This window comes from Rhizorhabdus sp. P4_G5, assembly GCF_056401065.1.
In genome coordinates this window covers 1-18,751 of sequence record NZ_JBFUKB010000014.1, presented here as the reverse complement: position 1 = coordinate 18,751, position 18,751 = coordinate 1, and the positions used below count along the sequence as shown (strand labels likewise).

The 18,751-nt window shown below is 63.7% G+C and carries 13 protein-coding genes, 5 tRNA genes and 3 rRNA genes; 15 read left to right on the top strand and 6 right to left on the bottom strand.

Annotated elements, in window-relative coordinates:
- Positions 1-126 precede the first annotated feature (126 nt).
- Positions 127-888: a hypothetical protein gene (locus AC1DQK_RS18495; RefSeq protein ID WP_477873218.1), complete on the bottom strand. Its 762-nt coding sequence runs from the start codon at positions 886-888 to the stop codon at positions 127-129.
- A 203-nt stretch (positions 889-1,091) separates the two neighbouring features.
- A tRNA-Pro gene (locus tag AC1DQK_RS18490) sits at positions 1,092-1,168 on the bottom strand.
- 155 nt (positions 1,169-1,323) lie between these two features.
- Here AC1DQK_RS18490 and maiA point away from each other — a divergent pair.
- The 4 genes from maiA to AC1DQK_RS18470 all read left to right on the top strand — a co-directional run bounded on the left by maiA (position 1,324) and on the right by AC1DQK_RS18470 (position 6,322).
- Positions 1,324-1,962: a maleylacetoacetate isomerase gene (gene maiA, locus AC1DQK_RS18485; protein ID WP_477873216.1), complete on the top strand. Its 639-nt coding sequence runs from the start codon at positions 1,324-1,326 to the stop codon at positions 1,960-1,962.
- Between the two features lie 82 nt (positions 1,963-2,044).
- On the top strand, positions 2,045-2,734 hold the full coding sequence (locus AC1DQK_RS18480) for an ABC transporter ATP-binding protein (protein ID WP_477873214.1): 690 nt from the start codon (positions 2,045-2,047) through the stop codon (positions 2,732-2,734).
- A complete protein-coding gene (locus tag AC1DQK_RS18475) occupies positions 2,724-5,249 on the top strand; it encodes an FtsX-like permease family protein (protein WP_477873212.1) in 2,526 nt (841 codons plus the stop codon). Before AC1DQK_RS18480 ends, AC1DQK_RS18475 begins: the two co-directional genes overlap by 11 nt.
- On the top strand, positions 5,246-6,322 hold the full coding sequence (locus tag AC1DQK_RS18470) for a lipocalin-like domain-containing protein (RefSeq protein ID WP_477873210.1): 1,077 nt from the start codon (positions 5,246-5,248) through the stop codon (positions 6,320-6,322). Before AC1DQK_RS18475 ends, AC1DQK_RS18470 begins: the two co-directional genes overlap by 4 nt.
- A 46-nt stretch (positions 6,323-6,368) precedes the next feature.
- Here AC1DQK_RS18470 and AC1DQK_RS18465 read toward each other — a convergent pair.
- Both AC1DQK_RS18465 and ppa read right to left on the bottom strand, forming a co-directional pair.
- Positions 6,369-6,445 (bottom strand) — tRNA-Pro (locus tag AC1DQK_RS18465).
- A gap of 238 nt (positions 6,446-6,683) precedes the next feature.
- Positions 6,684-7,223, bottom strand: a complete 540-nt coding sequence (ppa, locus tag AC1DQK_RS18460; protein WP_477873208.1) for an inorganic diphosphatase — start codon at positions 7,221-7,223, stop codon at positions 6,684-6,686.
- A 132-nt stretch (positions 7,224-7,355) separates the two neighbouring features.
- Here ppa and hisS point away from each other — a divergent pair, with 132 nt between their 5' ends.
- From hisS to AC1DQK_RS18440, 4 genes are all read left to right on the top strand, one after another.
- A complete protein-coding gene (gene hisS / locus AC1DQK_RS18455; protein WP_477873206.1) occupies positions 7,356-8,603 on the top strand; it encodes a histidine--tRNA ligase in 1,248 nt (415 codons plus the stop codon).
- A 5-nt stretch (positions 8,604-8,608) separates the two neighbouring features.
- Positions 8,609-9,691, top strand: coding sequence for a peptide chain release factor 1 (gene prfA / locus AC1DQK_RS18450; protein WP_477873204.1), 1,083 nt, complete (start codon positions 8,609-8,611; stop codon positions 9,689-9,691).
- 5 nt (positions 9,692-9,696) lie between these two features.
- Positions 9,697-10,521, top strand: a complete 825-nt coding sequence (gene prmC, locus AC1DQK_RS18445; protein ID WP_477873202.1) for a peptide chain release factor N(5)-glutamine methyltransferase — start codon at positions 9,697-9,699, stop codon at positions 10,519-10,521.
- 295 nt (positions 10,522-10,816) lie between these two features.
- The gene (locus tag AC1DQK_RS18440) at positions 10,817-11,782 is read left to right on the top strand and encodes a DUF4167 domain-containing protein (RefSeq protein ID WP_477873200.1); all 966 of its coding nucleotides are present in this window, start codon (positions 10,817-10,819) and stop codon (positions 11,780-11,782) included.
- 139 nt (positions 11,783-11,921) lie between these two features.
- Here the strand turns inward: AC1DQK_RS18440 and AC1DQK_RS18435 are convergent, their stop codons facing one another.
- On the bottom strand, positions 11,922-12,227 hold the full coding sequence (locus tag AC1DQK_RS18435; protein ID WP_477873198.1) for a hypothetical protein: 306 nt from the start codon (positions 12,225-12,227) through the stop codon (positions 11,922-11,924).
- A gap of 144 nt (positions 12,228-12,371) precedes the next feature.
- On the opposite strand from AC1DQK_RS18435, the gene AC1DQK_RS18430 reads away from it, so the two are divergent.
- Positions 12,372-12,803: a CBS domain-containing protein gene (locus AC1DQK_RS18430; RefSeq protein ID WP_477873196.1), complete on the top strand. Its 432-nt coding sequence runs from the start codon at positions 12,372-12,374 to the stop codon at positions 12,801-12,803.
- Between the two features lie 87 nt (positions 12,804-12,890).
- Here the strand turns inward: AC1DQK_RS18430 and AC1DQK_RS18425 are convergent, their stop codons facing one another.
- On the bottom strand, positions 12,891-13,163 hold the full coding sequence (locus AC1DQK_RS18425; RefSeq protein WP_477873194.1) for a hypothetical protein: 273 nt from the start codon (positions 13,161-13,163) through the stop codon (positions 12,891-12,893).
- A 130-nt stretch (positions 13,164-13,293) separates the two neighbouring features.
- Between AC1DQK_RS18425 and AC1DQK_RS18420 the strand changes: the two genes are divergently transcribed.
- The 6 genes from AC1DQK_RS18420 (at position 13,294) to AC1DQK_RS18395 (ending at position 18,702) form a co-directional block, all read left to right on the top strand.
- Positions 13,294-14,782: ribosomal RNA gene (locus tag AC1DQK_RS18420) — 16S ribosomal RNA — on the top strand.
- Between the two features lie 281 nt (positions 14,783-15,063).
- Positions 15,064-15,140: transfer RNA gene (locus AC1DQK_RS18415), tRNA-Ile, on the top strand.
- A gap of 7 nt (positions 15,141-15,147) precedes the next feature.
- Positions 15,148-15,223 (top strand) — tRNA-Ala (locus AC1DQK_RS18410).
- A gap of 284 nt (positions 15,224-15,507) precedes the next feature.
- A 23S ribosomal RNA gene (locus AC1DQK_RS18405) occupies positions 15,508-18,312 on the top strand.
- 108 nt (positions 18,313-18,420) lie between these two features.
- A 5S ribosomal RNA gene (rrf, locus tag AC1DQK_RS18400) occupies positions 18,421-18,535 on the top strand.
- Together the 16S, 23S and 5S rRNA genes with 3 tRNA genes alongside form the textbook arrangement of a ribosomal RNA operon.
- Before the next feature lie 90 nt (positions 18,536-18,625).
- A tRNA-Met gene (locus AC1DQK_RS18395) sits at positions 18,626-18,702 on the top strand.
- The last annotated feature ends 49 nt before the right edge of the window (positions 18,703-18,751 follow it).

Genomic DNA, 18,751 nt, shown 5'->3' with positions numbered 1-18,751 from the left:
TCAGCGTGGCATTCAACTAGCGGAGATGGCTGCGCCGCGCGTGTTTGGGGAGACACGGGGAAGGAAGTCCGCTGCTCAGAGCTAGCGCCGAGAACATTCCGATTATGGTAGCGCATTTGCTCATAATCATCCCGCGACTTGCACGACCCAACGCCCATTGATGTTCCGCACCCTATTGCACCGGTAGAAGTCGCTTTTGCTGCTCGCGTACACCGCGCCTGCGACCGAACCGGGCCATCCAGCCGGATCGGTGGCCCGGTAGGATTGGCATACGATCAATGCCTGCATGCCTTGCTGGGGCCTGAAGACTTTGGTCGGCGGACCTTCTGCAAAGCCGGCATCATAGGCCGCCGATTCAACCGCAGCCGCAAGTGGCTTGGCGACTTCGATAAGGCCGCCAGGGTTCTGCATCCAAAGTCCTTCGCGACTGGAGCGGCGCTTGCTTACCGAAACGACGTTCGCATCGTACAGGATAACCTCACGATCGAGACAATTGCCGGTCCAACACGTTGGGTCAAACTTCGCCTGAAGGACCACGCTTGCGAAGCGGAAAACGCTTTCCTGTTCGACTGATCCAAATCCTGTTTCAGGGATCAGCGGCCGGAAGCTAAGAGGCAGGCATCTCTTGGAATCGGCCGTGCCTGTGGTCATATTTTCAGGGCAGAGCGAGCATTCCCAGCCGAAGCATTCGTTCAGTCTGCCTGATAGTCGGACCAATTTTCCCGAGTATTTCTTTGGTTGAGAAATCAGGTCTTGGATCGTTGTGGGCAGCGCGGCCTGCTCCGCGCGGACATGCGCGATAAAGGCCCATCCAGCGAGCAAAACAGTTATAACGGCAAGAATGCCAAGTGAGATGGAGCGGAACCGCACCCGAGGACCATCGGTCATTCAAGGCGTATCTGCAATCCAGTCATGCGTCAGGGGACTGCAAATGGTCCAGATTGGCGCAGGTTGTATCGCGAGCGAAAGCAAGCGCTGCTCGCTGTCAGCAGCAGCGATCGAGGCGCAAGTGGATTCCCCGCCGTGATTGCTAGGTGATTGCTGAGATTCGCTCACACGTGACGGAGTGCGAGCTAAGTAATTGAAATAAATGGTCGGGGAGACAGGATTCGAACCTGCGACCCCCTGGTCCCAAACCAGGTGCGCTACCAGCCTGCGCCACTCCCCGACGCGGGCGCCGCTATAGGGCGCTCGGCGGCCAAGTACAAACATTTGTCGGTGCGCCGATAAAAGGCTCCCGCCGCAGCCAGCACGGAGCCGCTCCCTTGAAGCGATCGGCAAGAAGGCAGAAGCTCGATGGCGGCGTGAAGGAGGTCGGGCCGCATGAAACTCTACAGCTATTTCCGGTCGTCGGCGGCCTATCGCGTCCGCATCGCGCTCAACCTGAAGGGCCTCGATGTCGAGCAGTTCGCAGTGCACCTGCTGAAGCGCGACGGTCTCTCGGCCTACCGCGCCGGGCATAATCCGCAAGGGCTGGTCCCGGCGCTCGATACCGACGAGGGCCTGCTCGTCCAGTCGCTGGCGATCATCGACTATCTCGAGGAGCGTTGGCCCCAGCCGTCCTTGCTGCCGCAGGGTCTGGCCGAGCGCGCTTATGTCCGGGCCGCCGCGCTGCTGATCGCGTGCGACATCCATCCGCTCGCGAACCTGCGGGTGCTGCGCTACCTCAAGCAGGATCTCGGCCATGACCAGGACGAGATCGACACATGGTATCGCCACTGGGTGGAAGACGGTCTGGCCCGGCTCGAAACCTATCTGGTCGCCGAGGGACGCAGCGGGCGCTTCGTCCATGGCGACAGCCCGACGACCGCTGACTGCTGCCTGGTGCCGCAGATGTTCAACGCCCGGCGGCTGAACTGCGATGTCGGGCAATTCCCGACGCTGGTTGCGATCGATGCGCAGTGCGCGGCGCTCGACGCATTCCAGCGCGCGCATCCTTCGGTGCAGCCCGACGTCGAGTAGGGCGTGGCCCCCGCCGCGCCCGGTGGCGAACAAGCTTGTTCGGACGGGTTTCGTTTTACCGCGCAGACCCTAAGGTGGGCGCATGGGTGGTGCGAACTCCAATCTTCTTGAGGTGCGCGGCCTTGCCAAGTCGGTGCCGGGCCCGCGGATTCTGTTCCGCGATCTCGAATTGGTCGCCGGCGCCGGGGAGGTCGTCGCGATCCTCGGCGAATCCGGGGTCGGCAAGTCGACCCTGCTCAACCTGCTCGCCGGGCTCGATCAGGCCGATGCCGGCGCGATCCGGATCGAGGGCGTCGACCTCGGCCTGCTCGACGAGGCGGCGCGGACGCGCATCCGGCGCGAGCGGATCGGCTTCGTGTTCCAGGCCTTCCATATCCTGCCCTATCTGACGCTGCGGCAGAATGTCGCGTTGCCGCTGGCGCTGGTGTCGTCGGACGCGCGCGCCGCCGCCGCCCGCGCCGATGCGATGCTCGATGCGGTCGGGCTGGGTGGGCGCGGCGAGGGCTATGCGCGCGATCTTTCAGGCGGCGAATTGCAGCGGGTGGCGATCGCCCGCGCGCTGGTGCATCGCCCGGCGCTGGTCCTGGCCGACGAGCCGACCGGCAATCTCGATCCCGACACCGCCGCGCGGGTGCTGGCGCTGTTCGGTGCCGCCAGCCGCGATCATGGCGCGGCGGTGGTGCTGGTCACCCATAGCGAGGGGACCGCCGGCATCGCCGATCGCGTGCTGGTCCTCGGAGCGGAGGGGCTGGTGGAGCGCGATGGGCGCTGAGCCCGGATTGCTGTCGGCGCGGCTGGCGCTCGGCTGGCTGGTCGGCGGAGAGTGGCGCTGGCATCCGCTGCGGTTCCTGCTCACCGCGCTGGCGATCGCGGTGGGCGTCGCGCTGGGCTTTGCGGTGCATCTGGTCAACGGCTCGGCGCTGACCTCGTTTGACGGGGCGGTGCGCAGCGTCAACGGCGCTGCCGAGCTGGCGGTGCGCGCGGTCAGTCCGCTCGGCATGGACGAGCTGGCCTATCCCCGGATCGCGACCGCGCCCGGCGTCGCCGATGCCAGCCCGGTGGTCGAGCTGCGCGCCCATGCCGGCGAGCAGCGCTTCACCCTGCTGGGGGTCGATCTGCTGCGCGCAGCCGCGGTGACGCCCAGCCTGGTCGGCGTCACCGCCGAGGGGTTGGGCGGCGGCGAGGTGGTGTTCGACGGACAGGCGCTGTTCCTGTCGCGCGGCGCGATGGCGCGGATCGGCGCGCACATCGGCGATCGGATCATGGTCGGCGCGAACGGCCATGTCGTACCGCTCAGGATCGTCGGGACCCTGCCGGCGCTGGGCGAGGACCAGGCGGTCGGGGTGATCGACATCGCTGCCGCGCAATGGCGATTCGGGCGGCTGGGGCGGGTCGACCGGATCGACCTGAAGCTGGCCGACCGGCTGCGGGCGATGGCGGCGCTGCCGAAACTTCTACCGGCGGGTGCCGCGCTCGAAAGCGGGCAGAGCCGCGCGATGCAGGGTGACACGCTGTCGCGCGCCTATCGCGTCAATCTCGACATGCTGGCGCTGGTGGCGCTGCTGACCGGCGGCTTCCTCGTCTATTCGGCGCAATCGCTGTCGGTCACCCGCCGCCTGCGCGTCTTCGCGCTGGTCCGCACCCTCGGCCTGCCGCGCGGCGGCATCGTCGCGGCGGTGACCGTCGAGGGTCTCATCATCGGCGTCATCGGGTCGGCGCTGGGGTTGCTGGCCGGCTATGGGCTGGCCGCGGGTGCGCTGCGGCTGTTCGGGGGCGATCTCGGCGCCGGCTATTTCGACGACCAGGCAGTGCGGCTGGTCTTCCAGCCCGGCCCGGCCGCGGCCTTCTTCCTCCTGGGCCTGGCCGCGGCGCTGCTCGGCAGCGTGCTCCCGGCCCGCGCCGCGGCCAGGGCCGCTCCGGCAGCGGCGCTCAAGAATAGCGGCGACATGATCGATCCGCGCGCGCCGGTGCCGTGGCGGCTGGCGGCGCTGCTGGCGCTGCTGGGCGCGCCGCTCGCGCTGCTGCCCGCGGCGGGCGGACTGCCGCTGTTCGGCTTCGCGAGCATCGCGCTGCTGCTCGCCGGCGGAATCGCCGGGGTTCCCTGGCTCGCGCGGCAGACGCTGGGCTGGTTGTCGCGGCGGCCCGCCCGCCATGTGCCGCAGCTGCTCGCCACGCGGCACGTCCATGGTGCGCCGGGCGAGGTGGCGACTGCGCTGTGCGGGATCGTCGCCTCGACCGCGCTGATGATCGCGATGGCGACGATGGTCACCAGCTTCCGCGTCGCGGTCGACGGCTGGCTGGGCCACGTACTGAGCGGCGACCTATATGTTCGCAGCGCCCTGCCGGGCTTCGCACCCGCCGACCAGGCGCGGCTCGCGGCGACACCGGGGGTGGCGGAGATGCGTTTCTCGCAGCAGATCCCGCTGATGATCCGGCCTGACAGGCCGCCGATCATATTGGTGGCGCGTCCGGTCGGCCGGGAAGGCCGCGATCCGCTGCTCGACCTGATCGAGACCGGCCCGCCCGCACCCGCTGGCAACGTGCCGGTCTGGGTGTCGGAGCCGGCGTCGCGGCTCTATGGCTGGCGGCCGGGCGCGACGATCAGCCTGCCGATCGCGCCGGGGCAGCGCTTCGCGATCCTCGGCATCTGGCGCGATTATGCACGGCAGAACGGCGCGGTGATCATCGACACCGGCGACTATCAGCGGCTGACCGGCGATGCGATGCGCAACGAGGCCGCGATCGCCGTGCGAGAGGGTGCGGTGCCGGCACAGGTCGGCCGCGACCTTGCCGCGCGCTTGCCGGCGGCGCTGGCGATGCAGACCGAGATCAGCGAGCCCGCGGCGCTGCGCCGCTTTGCGCTCACGCTGTTCGACCGCAGCTTCGCCGTGACCTATCTGCTCGAGGCGGTGGCGATCCTGGTCGGGCTTGCCGGGGTCGCCGCGACGATGTCGGCGCAGACCGTGGCGCGCACCCGCGAATTCGGGATGCTGCGCCATCTCGGCGTATCGAAGCGCCAGATCATCGCGATGCTTGCCACCGAGGGGGCGCTGCTCGGCCTGATCGGCGGCCTGGCCGGGGTGCTGCTCGGGCTGATCCTGTCGCAGGTGCTCATCCATGTCATCAACCCGCAGTCCTTCCACTGGACGATGTCGACGCATGTCCCGGTCGGCACGCTGGCCGGGGTGATCGCGGCGCTGGTGGTGGCCGCGGCGGGCACGGCGATGCTCGCGGGGCGCCGGGCGACGTCGATCGACGCGGTGCTGGCGGTGAGGGAGGATTGGTGATTCGCGCACTGGGCATACCGCTCGCGTTGATCGCGTTGATCGCGACGGCCGCGATGGCGGCGCCTGCCGCGGATTATCCCGCGGTGAAGCCGGGGCTGCAGTTGCGCTTCCCTGCCGACCATGGCGCGCACCCGGCGTTTCGCACCGAGTGGTGGTACGTCACCGGCTGGCTCAAGGCACAGGATGGCCGCGCCTTCGGCTTCCAGGTGACCTTCTTCCGCAGCCGAGCCCGCGTCGACCCTGCCAATCCGAGCCGCTTCGCCGCGCAGCAGATCCTGTTCGCGCACGCCGCCCTGTCCGATCCGAAGCTGGGCCGCCTGCTGCATGGTGAGCGCGCGGCCCGTGCCGGCTTCGGGCTCGCGGTGGCGGCGATGGGCGACGCCGATATCCGCATCCGGGACTGGCGCCTGCGCCGCCTGTCCGACGGCCGCTTCGCCACCCGGGTGCGGGCCGATGGCTTCGCGCTCGACCTCGCGTTCCACCCGACGCAGAAGCCGATGCCGCAGGGCGAGAACGGCTATAGCCGCAAGGGACCGAAACCCGGGCAGGCGAGCTATTATTACTCGATCCCGCACCTCGCCGTTGCCGGCACTGTCCTGCGAGACGGCACGCCTCTGCGCGTGACGGGCGAGGCGTGGCTCGACCGCGAATGGTCCTCCGATTATCTCGCTCCCGACGCTGTCGGCTGGGACTGGACCGGCCTGAACCTCGACGATGGCAGCGCGCTGATGGCGTTCCGGATCCGGCGCAAGGGCGGCGGCGTGCTGTGGGCCGGCGGATCGTTTCGCCGCCAGAACGGAAGCGTCACCCGCCTCGCGCCGGGCGACGTCAGCTTCCGCCCGCGCCGCAGCTGGAAGAGCGCGGCGACGGGAGCGGTCTATCCCGTCGAGCAGCTGCTGAGCGTGCGTTTGCCCGAGGGCGTGAGGCGCTTCCCGCTGGTGCCACTGTTCGCGGCGCAGGAGCTCGACGGCCGGCGGACCGGCCTGCCGGTCTATTGGGAAGGGGCGGTGCGAACCAGGGGGGGGCGCGGCTATCTGGAGCTGACCGGATATGCGGCGCCGCTGGCGATGTAGGCACGGCCTCGGGCCGTGTCGGCAGATACGGGGAGGATTGCTGCAATGGTCGGGGCGATAGGATTCGAACCTACGACCCCTGGACCCCGAGACCAGTGCGCTACCAGACTGCGCCACGCCCCGACACATTGCAGGTGGGTGCGCCTAGCTGGGCAGCCGGTCTGCATCAAGTCAAAAAGACTCTGAAGCCGGACACGCGCTGCTTTTTCAGGCCGGCCCGGCGTGCGGCGAAGAGCGGTTCGGATCGGGCGATGTTGGCCCTTGGGCATCGATCGGTACACACTGTGCAAGCGCAAAAAGAAAGGCCCCTGCCGGGGGGCGGGGCCTCTCCGATTATCTTATGAACGCGAGGGCCGGGGCTTCAGGCCGCCTTCGCGGCCTTCGCGCGCTGGATCGCTTCGAGCACGATCTGGCGGGCTTCCTCGGCGCCGCCCCAGGTGCCGATCCGCACCCATTTCTTGGCCTCGAGATCCTTATAGTGGGTGAAGAAATGCTCGATCTGCTGCATCACGATCTCAGGCAGATCGTCCTTCTCGCCGACCTTGGAATAATAAGGGAAGGTGCCGTCGACCGGCACGGTCAGCAGCTTTTCGTCGCCGCCGGCTTCGTCCTCGAGCTTGAGCACCGCGATCGGTCGTACCCGGACGACGCAGCCCGGCACGAACGGCGAGCGCGCAACGACCAGGGCATCGAGCGGGTCGCCGTCGGGCGACAGCGTGTGCGGCACGAAGCCGTAATTGCACGGATAGCGCATCGGCGTGTGCAGGATTCGATCGACGAACAGCGCGCCCGACTTCTTGTCGAACTCATATTTGACGGGTTCGCCGCCCACCGGCACTTCGATGATGACGTTGAGGCTGTTCGGCGGATCATCGCCGATCGGGATAAGGTCGATGTTCATAGGGCGCGGCTTTATGCTGCACTGCACCGAATGCCAAGCGGGAATAAGGCCGACCGCGCTGATTTCGGCGACGAAATGCAGGAGGGGCGGCAATCTTCCCTCCCGCCCCGAATTTGTTCTAAGGCCGCTGCGATGAGCAAGATCGAAACACCGCGCCCGATCCGGGGAACGCAGGACATGCTGGGCGAACAGGCGCGGCGCTTCAGCCATGTCGTCGACACCTTTGATCGCGTTCGCCGCCTGTACGGCTTCGGACGAGTCGAGGTGCCGGTGATCGAGCCGACAGCGGTGTTCGCGCGGTCGCTGGGCGAAACCACCGATGTCGTCTCCAAGGAGATGTACAGCTTCGACGACCGTGGCGGTGATTCGGTGACGCTCAGGCCGGAATTCACCGCCGGCCTCTGCCGCGCTTATCTGACCGAGGGCTGGCAGCAGCATGCGCCGCTGAAGATCGCCACCCATGGCCCGCTTTTCCGCTACGAACGGCCGCAAAAGGGGCGGTATCGCCAGTTCCACCAGCTGGATGCCGAGGTGATCGGTTCGGGCGAGCCGCAGGCCGATGTCGAGCTGCTGTGCCTGGCCGACCAGCTGCTGCGCGAGCTCGGCATTTCCGACGGCGTGACGCTGACCCTCAACACGCTCGGCGACGGGGCGACGCGCGACGCGTGGCGTGCTGCGCTTGTCGCGCATTTCGATCGGCATCGCGGCGAGCTGTCCGAGGACAGCGTCGATCGTCTCGATCGCAATCCGCTGCGCATCCTCGATTCGAAGGACCCGCGCGACCGGCCGATCGCCGACGCGGCACCCGAGATCGACGCCTACCTGTCGGCCGAGGCCGGCGCCTTTTTCGAGGCGGTGACCAAGGGACTGGAGGCGGCCGGGATCGCCTGGGTGCGCAACCCCCGGTTGGTGCGCGGGCTCGATTATTACCGGCACACCGCCTTCGAGTTCGTCACCGACCGGCTCGGTGCGCAGGGCACGGTGCTCGGCGGCGGCCGTTATGATGGGCTGATCGAGGCGTTGGGTGGCCCGCCCACGCCGGCGGTCGGCTGGGCCGCCGGGATCGAGCGGCTGGCAATGCTGATCGATGCGCCCGATACCGAGACGATCGATGTCGCGGTGGTGCCGATGGGGGACGGTGCGCAGGCCGTCGCCGGTACGGTGCTCGCCGATCTGCGCCGCGCCGGCATCGCGGCCGATATGGCCTATAAGGGCAATATGAAGAAGCGGATGCAGAAGGCCGATGCGTCGGGAGCGACCTGGGCGGTGATCATCGGCGATGACGAGGTGGCGCGGGGCGAAGTGGCGCTGAAGCAGCTCGACGACCAGACCCAGCGCTGGGTGCCGGTTGGCAAGCTGATCGAAACGCTGCGGGGCTGACGCCGATGGCCGGGATAACATCGGCGCGGATCGCGCAGATCGAGGCGCGTCGCGACGAGCTCCAGGCGCTGATGTCCCGTGGCGATCTGCCTTCGGATCAGTTCGTCCAGCTGTCGAAGGATTATGCGGAGATCGAGCCCGTCGCGGTGGCGGCGGGCGAGGTGCGGCGGCTGCGTGCCGAGCTCGAAGTGCTCAAGGGGCTCGCGGAAGACGACAGCAGCGATGCGGACATGCGCGCGATGGCGGCCGAGGAGGTCGAGGAGATCCGCGCCAGGCTGCCCGAGGCGGAACGCGACCTGGCGCTGAAGCTGCTGCCACGCGACGCCGCCGACGAGCGATCGGCGATGCTCGAGATAAGGGCGGGGACGGGCGGCGACGAGGCCGCCCTGTTCGCGGGCGACCTGTTCCGCATGTACCAGCGCTATGCCGAGGATCGCGGCTGGCGGGTCGAGCTGATCTCGGCCAGCGCTGCGGATCTCGGCGGCTACAAGGAAGTGGTGGCGAGCGTCACCGGGGCCGGCGTGTTCGCGCGGCTGAAGTTCGAGAGCGGGGTCCACCGGGTCCAGCGCGTGCCGGTCACCGAATCGGGCGGGCGGATCCATACCTCCGCGGCGACGGTGGCGGTGCTGCCGGAGGCGGAGGAGGTCGACGTCCAGATCGACGACAAGGACCTGCGGATCGACGTCTATCGCTCGTCCGGCCCGGGCGGCCAGTCGGTTAACACCACCGACAGCGCGGTGCGGATCACCCATCTCCCCTCCGGTCTGGTGGTGATCCAGCAGGACGAGAAGTCGCAGCACAAGAACAAGGCCAAGGCGCTCAAGGTGCTGCGCACGCGGCTCTATGAGCAGGAGCGCGAACGGCTGGCGAGCGCTCGGGCCGGCGCGCGCAAATCGATGGTGGGGTCGGGCGACCGGTCGGAGCGGATCCGCACCTATAATTTCCCGCAGGGGCGGGTGACGGACCATCGCATCAACCTGACGCTGCACCGCCTTCCGGACATCCTGGAAGGACCTGGGCTGAACGAGCTGATCGGTGCGCTGATCGCCGAGGATGAGGCCGAGCGCCTCGCCCAGCTGGATAGCTGAGGCCGATGGTCGAGAAGGTTCGCACCGCGCTAGCGCGTGCGGCGGCGATCCTGTCGGAGAGCAGCGGCAGCGCGCGACTCGATGCCGAACTGCTGATGGCGCATGCGCTGGGTGTCGATCGCGGCGTGATGCTGCTCGGCTGGCAGGACATCGCGGCGCCCGAGGGCTTCGATGCGCTGGTGGCGCGGCGGCGCGCGCATGAGCCGGTCGCCTATATCACCGGTCGGCGCGATTTCTGGACGATCAGCCTGGATGTGGCGCCGGGTGTGCTCATCCCGCGGCCCGACAGCGAGACACTGATCGAAGCGGCGGTCGATCATTTCGGCCGGGCCGGGCCGGCGCGGGTGCTCGATCTCGGCACCGGATCGGGCGCGCTGCTGCTCGCCGCCCTGGCCGAGTGGCCGCGTGCGACCGGCCTCGGGATCGATCGGTCGGTCGCTGCGGTCGACATCGCGCGCGGCAATGCGGCGCGGCTCGGGCTGCTTGGCCGGGCGGAGCTCCGGGAGGGCGACTGGGCGGCGGGGCTCGACGAGCGTTTCGACCTGCTGCTGTGCAATCCGCCCTATATAGCCAGCGATGCGGTCCTGCCGCCCGACGTCGCCGATCATGAGCCGTCGACGGCGCTGTTCGCCGGGCCGGCTGGGCTCGATGACTATCGGCGGCTGGCGCCCGAGATCGGCAGGCTGCTGGCCCCGGGCGGCCTGGCGGCGATCGAAATCGGTGCAGATCAGGCAGATAGCGTAGTTGCGCTGTTCGCGGCCAACGGCATGGACGGGGCGGTTCGCCGCGATCTCGCCGGGCGAGACCGCGCGATCGTCGTCAGAGGCTGATCCTTTTATCGCATGGCCACATATTGTGCTTGGAAATCGCGGCGCGACCCCCTACATCGGGGCTATTGACGGGCCTTGGATGCGTATCGCACCGGCCCATGCTACGACCTCCAATGCCAGGGGCGCTGTTTTTTCGAGCGACCATGACGTAGGCGGATGCGGACCGAAAGGGTTCGTGCCTGTGGGCGGCGTGCATCTTTTACGGTTTGGGGGCGATGGCCCCCTCATGGCTCCGGGACGGTCCCGGTGTAGGGAGTGGTGAACCGATACCACCAGTGACGAGGACATCGGAAAGTTGATAAATAATCGGCAGAACGGCCGCCGTCGCGGTCGTGGCGGTGGTCAGGGTGCACCCCCGCGCAATGGTTCCAGTGGTGGCGGTCAGGACCGCGGCAATCGCATCGACAATCGCGCGCGCGGCAATGCCGCCCAGCTCCATGAGAAGTATAAGGCGCTGGCGCGCGACGCGCAGATGCAGGGCGATCGCGTCAATACCGAATATTATCTCCAGTTCGCGGACCATTATTTCCGGGTGCTGAGCGAGAGCCGGTCGCGCTTCGAGGAGCAGCAGCCCCGTCCCCGCCGCGATGACTATGCCAACCAGTCCGACGAGGATTATGGCGACGAGGGCGAGCGGATCGGCAATGACGACCGCCAGGCGCCAGAGCCGATCTTCGCGATGCGGGAAACCGATGCGCAGCGCGATTTCGGCGACCGCGAGACGTCCGACGGCAATCGTGGCGACGGTAACCGCGGCAACCGCGACAATGGCAATCGTGGCGATGGACATCGTCGCGCCAGCAATCGCGACGATGTCCGCAGCGACGGCAACCGGAACGAAGCGTCGCGTGGCGACGCCAATCGAGGCGGTGGCAATCGAGACGACGTGAATCACGCCGACGGCAACCGCGGCGATGGCGAGCGTGGCGAGGAAACCGAGCGCCGTCCGCGCCGCGGCCGTCCGCCACGTGCGGAACAGGGCCACGTGGCCGCCGAGCAGCGCCCCGCACCCGTGGAATTGAACCTGGGGCCTGTCGCCGAGAGCAGGCCCCCGGTCCAGGATGCCCCGTCGGCCGAGGAAGAGCCGCGTCCCGTCCGCCGCCGCGGTCGTCCGCCCAAGGCGCAGCCGGCCGAGCAGATCGAGGTCGATCGCCTGCCGCCGTCGCTTTCGCTGAAGACGCCGGTCGAAGATGGCAGCGAGGGCGGCGACCGTCCGCGTCCCCGGACCCGCAAGCCACGCGGCGAATCTGCCGTGGCCTGAACAGGCTGGCATGACGCAAGGAAAAGGGCGGCTCGCGGGCCGCCCTTTTTGCATTCGGCGTGGATCGAACTGTGCCCACTCTCCGTAGATGTGCCGCAATGTCGGAGTGGTCGGCTCATTCGAGCCGACTTGAAATCCCTTAATCCTGCTCGTCGATATGGCCGACATCGTCGTCATGGCCGGTGCCCGAGCTCAGGAATATCAGCCCCATCAGCGCGCCAGCCAACAATATGGTGAGGGCGACACCGGCGCTGGTGGCGATGATCATCGTCGCGGTGAGCGGCGAGCCGTCCGCCCTGAGGTAGATCAACGCGGCGGCCACGCTGAGCGCCGCGGCCGCAACCACCCAGCGCATGATCCAGCGATAGCGCGCCCAGGCGCGCGCCGCATAAACCGGATCGGAAAGGCGATTCCGGCGTCGGGGTGGTCTTGTCATGGCTTCCATTTGGGAAGGAAAAGTGGGACTATCAAGGCGGTGGAGACCAAACTCCGTTGGGGATGCGCCTGCGTCCCTGTCGAGAAGGCGGCTCCCCAGCGTGGCTTGGCCTGCCCTGCATGGCCGGGCGTAGAACGGGGGTAGGAGGCCGATATGACGATTGCGGCAATGCTTCATGGGCGACCCAACAACAGCATTATCAGCGTGTCCCCGGATATGCCCGTGAACGGGGTGCTCTCGCTGCTGGCCGACAAGCGGATCGGCGCGGTGCCTGTCATGGCGAATGAGCAGCTCGTCGGCATCCTGTCCGAACGCGACATGATCTATGGCATCCGCCGCGACGGAGCCGATTTTCTGAACCGCCAGGTGCGTGACGTAATGACCTCGCCGGTGATCACGGTGACCAGCAACACATCGCCACTCGAGGCGCTGGCGATGATGACGCAACGTCGGATCCGCCATCTGCCGGTGGTCGACGATGGCGTCGTCATCGGGTTCGTTTCGATCGGGGATCTGGTCAAGTTCAGGATGGAGCGGATCGAGAGCGAGGCCGCGGCCCTGCGCGAATATATCCAGACGGCCTGATCGGGGCTCGCGCCGGCTGGCCGTTGAGGGGTGTGCGCTGCGGGGTTCGTCGCGAATCTCTGCGATCCAGAGTAAAAGCAGCCTCTATCAATGACTTGGCGGCTCGGAAATTTCAGCAGCGCCGAATCGGAAAGGTTGATTCGGCTCGGCCGGATCCCATATCGGTTTCAACGATAGCGCTGAAATGCCCGGAAAATCTGGCTCGATTGGCGCTGTCGTTTTTTTGTAATTTTGTTGTTGACCGGGTGGGGCCTCCCCCATAGAAGCCGCTCCACCGACGGGGGTGACGCGCGGTTCTTTCTCATTGTTGGATTGATGAAGGGACATGTGGGCGGCGGCTCCGGTTTCTGGCGGCTTCAAGGCGTCGGAGGATCGGTTTAAAGTCAAGTCGTTCCATGTCTTAATATGCAAACACACTTTGTGTATTGTGCAGGAACGGCTCCTTGAAATGCTGGYGTGCCCTGGGATTCCCCTGGGGTATGTCGGACATCAACTTGAGAGTTTGATTCTGGCTCAGAACGAACGCTGGCGGCATGCCTAACACATGCAAGTCGAACGAACCTTTCGGGGTTAGTGGCGCACGGGTGCGTAACGCGTGGGAATCTGCCTTTAGGTACGGAATAACTCGGGGAAACCCGTGCTAATACCGTATGATGTCTTCGGACCAAAGATTTATCGCCTAGAGATGAGCCCGCGTTGGATTAGCTAGTTGGTGAGGTAAAGGCTCACCAAGGCGACGATCCATAGCTGGTCTGAGAGGATGATCAGCCACACTGGGACTGAGACACGGCCCAGACTCCTACGGGAGGCAGCAGTGGGGAATATTGGACAATGGGCGCAAGCCTGATCCAGCAATGCCGCGTGAGTGATGAAGGCCTTAGGGTTGTAAAGCTCTTTTACCCGGGAAGATAATGACTGTACCGGGAGAATAAGCCCCGGCTAACTCCGTGCCAGCAGCCGCGGTAATACGGAGGGGGCTAGCGTTGTTCGGAATTACTGGGCGTAAAGCGTACGTAGGCGGCTTTGTAAGTTAGAGGTGAAAGCCCGGGGCTCAACCCCGGAATTGCCTTTAAGACTGCATCGCTTGAACGTCGGAGAGGTGAGTGGAATTCCGAGTGTAGAGGTGAAATTCGTAGATATTCGGAAGAACACCAGTGGCGAAGGCGGCTCACTGGACGACTGTTGACGCTGAGGTACGAAAGCGTGGGGAGCAAACAGGATTAGATACCCTGGTAGTCCACGCCGTAAACGATGATAACTAGCTGTCCGGGCACTTGGTGCCTGGGTGGCGCAGCTAACGCATTAAGTTATCCGCCTGGGGAGTACGGCCGCAAGGTTAAAACTCAAAGAAATTGACGGGGGCCTGCACAAGCGGTGGAGCATGTGGTTTAATTCGAAGCAACGCGCAGAACCTTACCAACGTTTGACATCCCTAGTATGGTTTGTGGAGACACATTCCTTCAGTTCGGCTGGCTAGGTGACAGGTGCTGCATGGCTGTCGTCAGCTCGTGTCGTGAGATGTTGGGTTAAGTCCCGCAACGAGCGCAACCCTCGCCTTTAGTTGCCATCATTAAGTTGGGTACTCTAAAGGAACCGCCGGTGATAAGCCGGAGGAAGGTGGGGATGACGTCAAGTCCTCATGGCCCTTACGCGTTGGGCTACACACGTGCTACAATGGCAACTACAGTGGGCAGCGAACTCGCGAGGGTGAGCTAATCTCCAAAAGTTGTCTCAGTTCGGATTGTTCTCTGCAACTCGAGAGCATGAAGGCGGAATCGCTAGTAATCGCGGATCAGCATGCCGCGGTGAATACGTTCCCAGGCCTTGTACACACCGCCCGTCACACCATGGGAGTTGGATTCACCCGAAGGCGCTGCTCTAACCCGCAAGGGAGGAAGGCGACCACGGTGGGTTTAGCGACTGGGGTGAAGTCGTAACAAGGTAGCCGTAGGGGAACCTGCGGCTGGATCACCTCCTTTCTAAGGATCGACGAGACAGCGCTTTGGCTAGACCGAAGAATGCTTCTCCTCTTTTCAAAGAACATATGCCGCCGTCCTCATGTCCCTTCATCCTGGAAAACAGCTTCGCTGGTACGAGTTATCGTGCTGGCGTCGAGCTGTGCGCCTGAGCTGGCTATGGTCCCGCTGCGTCGTGCAACGGGCCGTCAGGCCCGCAAGCGCGAACGCGCGCCCGAGCTTATTGCGAGGAAGCCAAGGTCACGGAAGTGACCGCCGGCGTCTGAGGCCAAGCAAAGGCTAGGGGGCCGGTAGCTCAGGTGGTTAGAGCGCACGCCTGATAAGCGTGAGGTCGTAGGTTCAACTCCTACTCGGCCCACCATGAGATTGGGGCCTTAGCTCAGCTGGGAGAGCGGTTGCTTTGCAAGCATCAGGTCATCGGTTCGATCCCGATAGGCTCCACCATCTTTCATGCGTACATCATCCAGGATGAGGATCATCAGATCCGCGGCTCCGAGCCGCGGTATGGCGCGCAAGCGCGCTATCTTTGACATTGTGAATGGGTTCTAGAAATCGATGCGGGATGCGTTGTTTTCTATGGGTTGGCCGCGAGGCTGATCGATAGGGGGCAGTGCGTTCAAATTGATTATATGCTGAGTGAATATTCCGCTCTGCCGATGTGGTTTTGAGGGTTTTGCCGGGGATGTCCCCGACAGGCTTTCAGGGTTGCTATTGGTGGTGCGGGTTCTCAAGCGTGAGGTAAGGGCATTTGGTGGATGCCTTGGCATGCACAGGCGATGAAGGACGTGGCACGCTGCGATAAGCGTCGGTGAGGTGTGAGCAACCTTTGACCCGACGATTTCCGAATGGGGAAACCCATCCTCACCAATTAATCTCGATATCGGCTGGATTTTCGGATGCGGCCGGTGGCGGGGTTAATTGGGAAGGATATCACCGAGGTGAATACATAGCTTTGGTGAAGCGAACCCGGCGAACTGAAACATCTCAGTAGCTGGAGGAAAAGACATCAACCGAGATTCCGTTAGTAGTGGCGAGCGAACGCGGACCAGGCCAGTGCCTGATGGTGAATTAGCAGAACGCTTTGGAAAGAGCGGCCGTAGCGGGTGACAGCCCCGTATGCGAAAATGAAACATCAGGACTTGAGTAGGGCGGGACACGTGTAATCCTGTCTGAACATAGGGGGACCACCCTCTAAGCCTAAATACTCGTGCATGACCGATAGTGAACAAGTACCGTGAGGGAAAGGTGAAAAGCACCCCGATGAGGGGAGTGAAATAGTACCTGAAACCGAATGCCTACAAGCAGTTGGAGGGTCCTTGAGGCCTGACAGCGTACCTCTTGCATAATGGGTCTGTGACTTAATGTATCAAGCAAGCTTAAGCCGTTAGGTGTAGGCGCAGCGAAAGCGAGTCTGAATAGGGCGACTTAGTTTGATGCATTAGACCCGAAACCCGGCGATCTAGGCATGACCAGGATGAAGGTGGGGTAACACCCACTGGAGGTCCGAACCGATTAACGTTGAAAAGTTACCGGATGAGTTGTGTTTAGGGGTGAAAGGCCAATCAAGCCGGGAAATAGCTGGTTCTCCGCGAAAACTATTGAGGTAGTGCCTCGGATGAATACCGATGGGGGTAGAGCACTGGATGGATGCGGGGGTCGCGAGATCTACCAAATTCAACCAAACTCCGAATACCATCGAGTAATATCCGGGAGACAGACGGCGGGTGCTAAGGTCCGTCGTCAAGAGGGAAACAGCCCTGACCTACAGCTAAGGTCCCCAAGTCGTGTCTAAGTGGGAAAGCATGTGGGAATCCCAAAACAACCAGGAGGTTGGCTTAGAAGCAGCCATCCTTTAAAGAAAGCGTAACAGCTCACTGGTCTAAATAAGGGTTCCTGCGGCGAAGATGTAACGGGGCTCAAGACACGCACCGAAGCTTAGGGTGTGGATTTATCCACGCGGTAGCGGAGCGTTCCGTAGGCCGTTGAAGCGATCTGGTAATGGGTCGTGGAGGTATCGGAAGTGCGAATGCAGACATGAGTAGCGATAAACAGGGTGAGATGCCCTGTCGCCGAAAGACCAAGGGTTCCTGCGCAAGGCTAATCCGCGCAGGGTGAGCCGGCCCCTAAGACGAGCCCGAAGGGGGTAGTCGATGGGAACCACGTTAATATTCGTGGGCCTGGTGGTGTGTGACGGATCATGTGTGTTGTCACTCCTTATTGGATTGGAGTGGCTTCGAAATGGTTCCAGGAAATAGCCCCACCGTATAGACCGTACCCGAAACCGACACAGGTGGTCAGGTAGAGTATACCAAGGCGCTTGAGAGAAGTGTACTGAAGGAACTCGGCAAATTGCCTCCGTACCTTCGGAAGAAGGAGGCCCCACCTATGGGCAACCATTTGTGGGGGGCACAGGCCAGGGGGTAGCGACTGTTTAGCAAAAACACAGGGCTCTGCTAAGTCGGCTTCAAGACGACGTATAGGGTCTGACGCCTGCCCGGTGCCTGAAGGTTAAGTGGAGGGGTGCAAGCTCCGAAATGAAGCCCAGGTAAACGGCGGCCGTAACTATAACGGTCCTAAGGTAGCGAAATTCCTTGTCGGGTAAGTTCCGACCTGCACGAATGGCGTAACGACTTCCCCACTGTCTCCAGTACATGCTCAGCGAAATTGAATTCTCCGTGAAGATGCGGAGTACCCGCGGTTAGACGGAAAGACCCCGTGCACCTTTACTGCAGCTTCAGAGTGGCATTAGGAAAGAATTGTGTAGCATAGGTGGGAGGCTTTGAAGCATGGGCGCCAGCCCGTGTGGAGCCATAGGTGAAATACCACCCTGTTGTTTTCTGATGTCTAACCTCGAACCATGAAACTGGTTCAGGGACCCTCTGTGGCGGGTAGTTTGACTGGGGCGGTCGCCTCCCAAAGAGTAACGGAGGCGCGCGAAGGTTGGCTCAGGCCGGTTGGAAACCGGCTGTTAGAGTGCAATGGCATAAGCCAGCCTGACTGCGAGACTGACAAGTCGAGCAGAGACGAAAGTCGGTCATAGTGATCCGGTGGTCCCTCGTGGAAGGGCCATCGCTCAACGGATAAAAGGTACGCCGGGGATAACAGGCTGATAACCCCCAAGAGCTCATATCGACGGGGTTGTTTGGCACCTCGATGTCGGCTCATCACATCCTGGGGCTGGAGCAGGTCCCAAGGGTTTGGCTGTTCGCCAATTAAAGTGGTACGTGAGCTGGGTTCAGAACGTCGCGAGACAGTTTGGTCCCTATCTGCCGTGGGCGTCGATATTTGAGAGGAGTTGACCCTAGTACGAGAGGACCGGGTTGAACGTACCTCTGGTGGACCTGTCGTGGCGCCAGCCGCGCAGCAGGGTAGCTATGTACGGACGGGATAACCGCTGAAAGCATCTAAGCGGGAAGCCTCCCTCAAGATAAGATATCTTAGAGCGGTCGAAGACCACGACCTTGATAGATCGGATGTGGAAGTGGGGTAACCCATGGAGCTAACCGATACTAATTGCTCTATTCGCGCTTGAGAGCCCCGCCATCAATATCAATCCTGATGGCGGAATAACGCTCGGTATATATGTCAACGTGCACGCATCGATAGAACCATATCCCAACCCTATTGCGCCGGCTCCATAGCTTGGTGGCCATAGCGTCTGTGACCCACCCGATCCCATCCCGAACTCGGCCGTGAAACCAGACCGCGCCGATGGTACTAGTGCTTAAGCAGTGGAAGAGTAGGTCGCCGCCAGGCTTTGAAGCCGGCGCAACAGGCACGGGATATTAGAACCCTTCACAATCTCAAAGGCCAACAGGGCCACAACCCCAAGGCCGCTCTCAGTGTCGCGGGGTGGAGCAGCCCGGTAGCTCGTCAGGCTCATAACCTGAAGGTCACAGGTTCAAATCCTGTCCCCGCAACCAAATAAACAAACCAACATAATCTCAGCCCGCTCGGATAACTCCGCGCCGC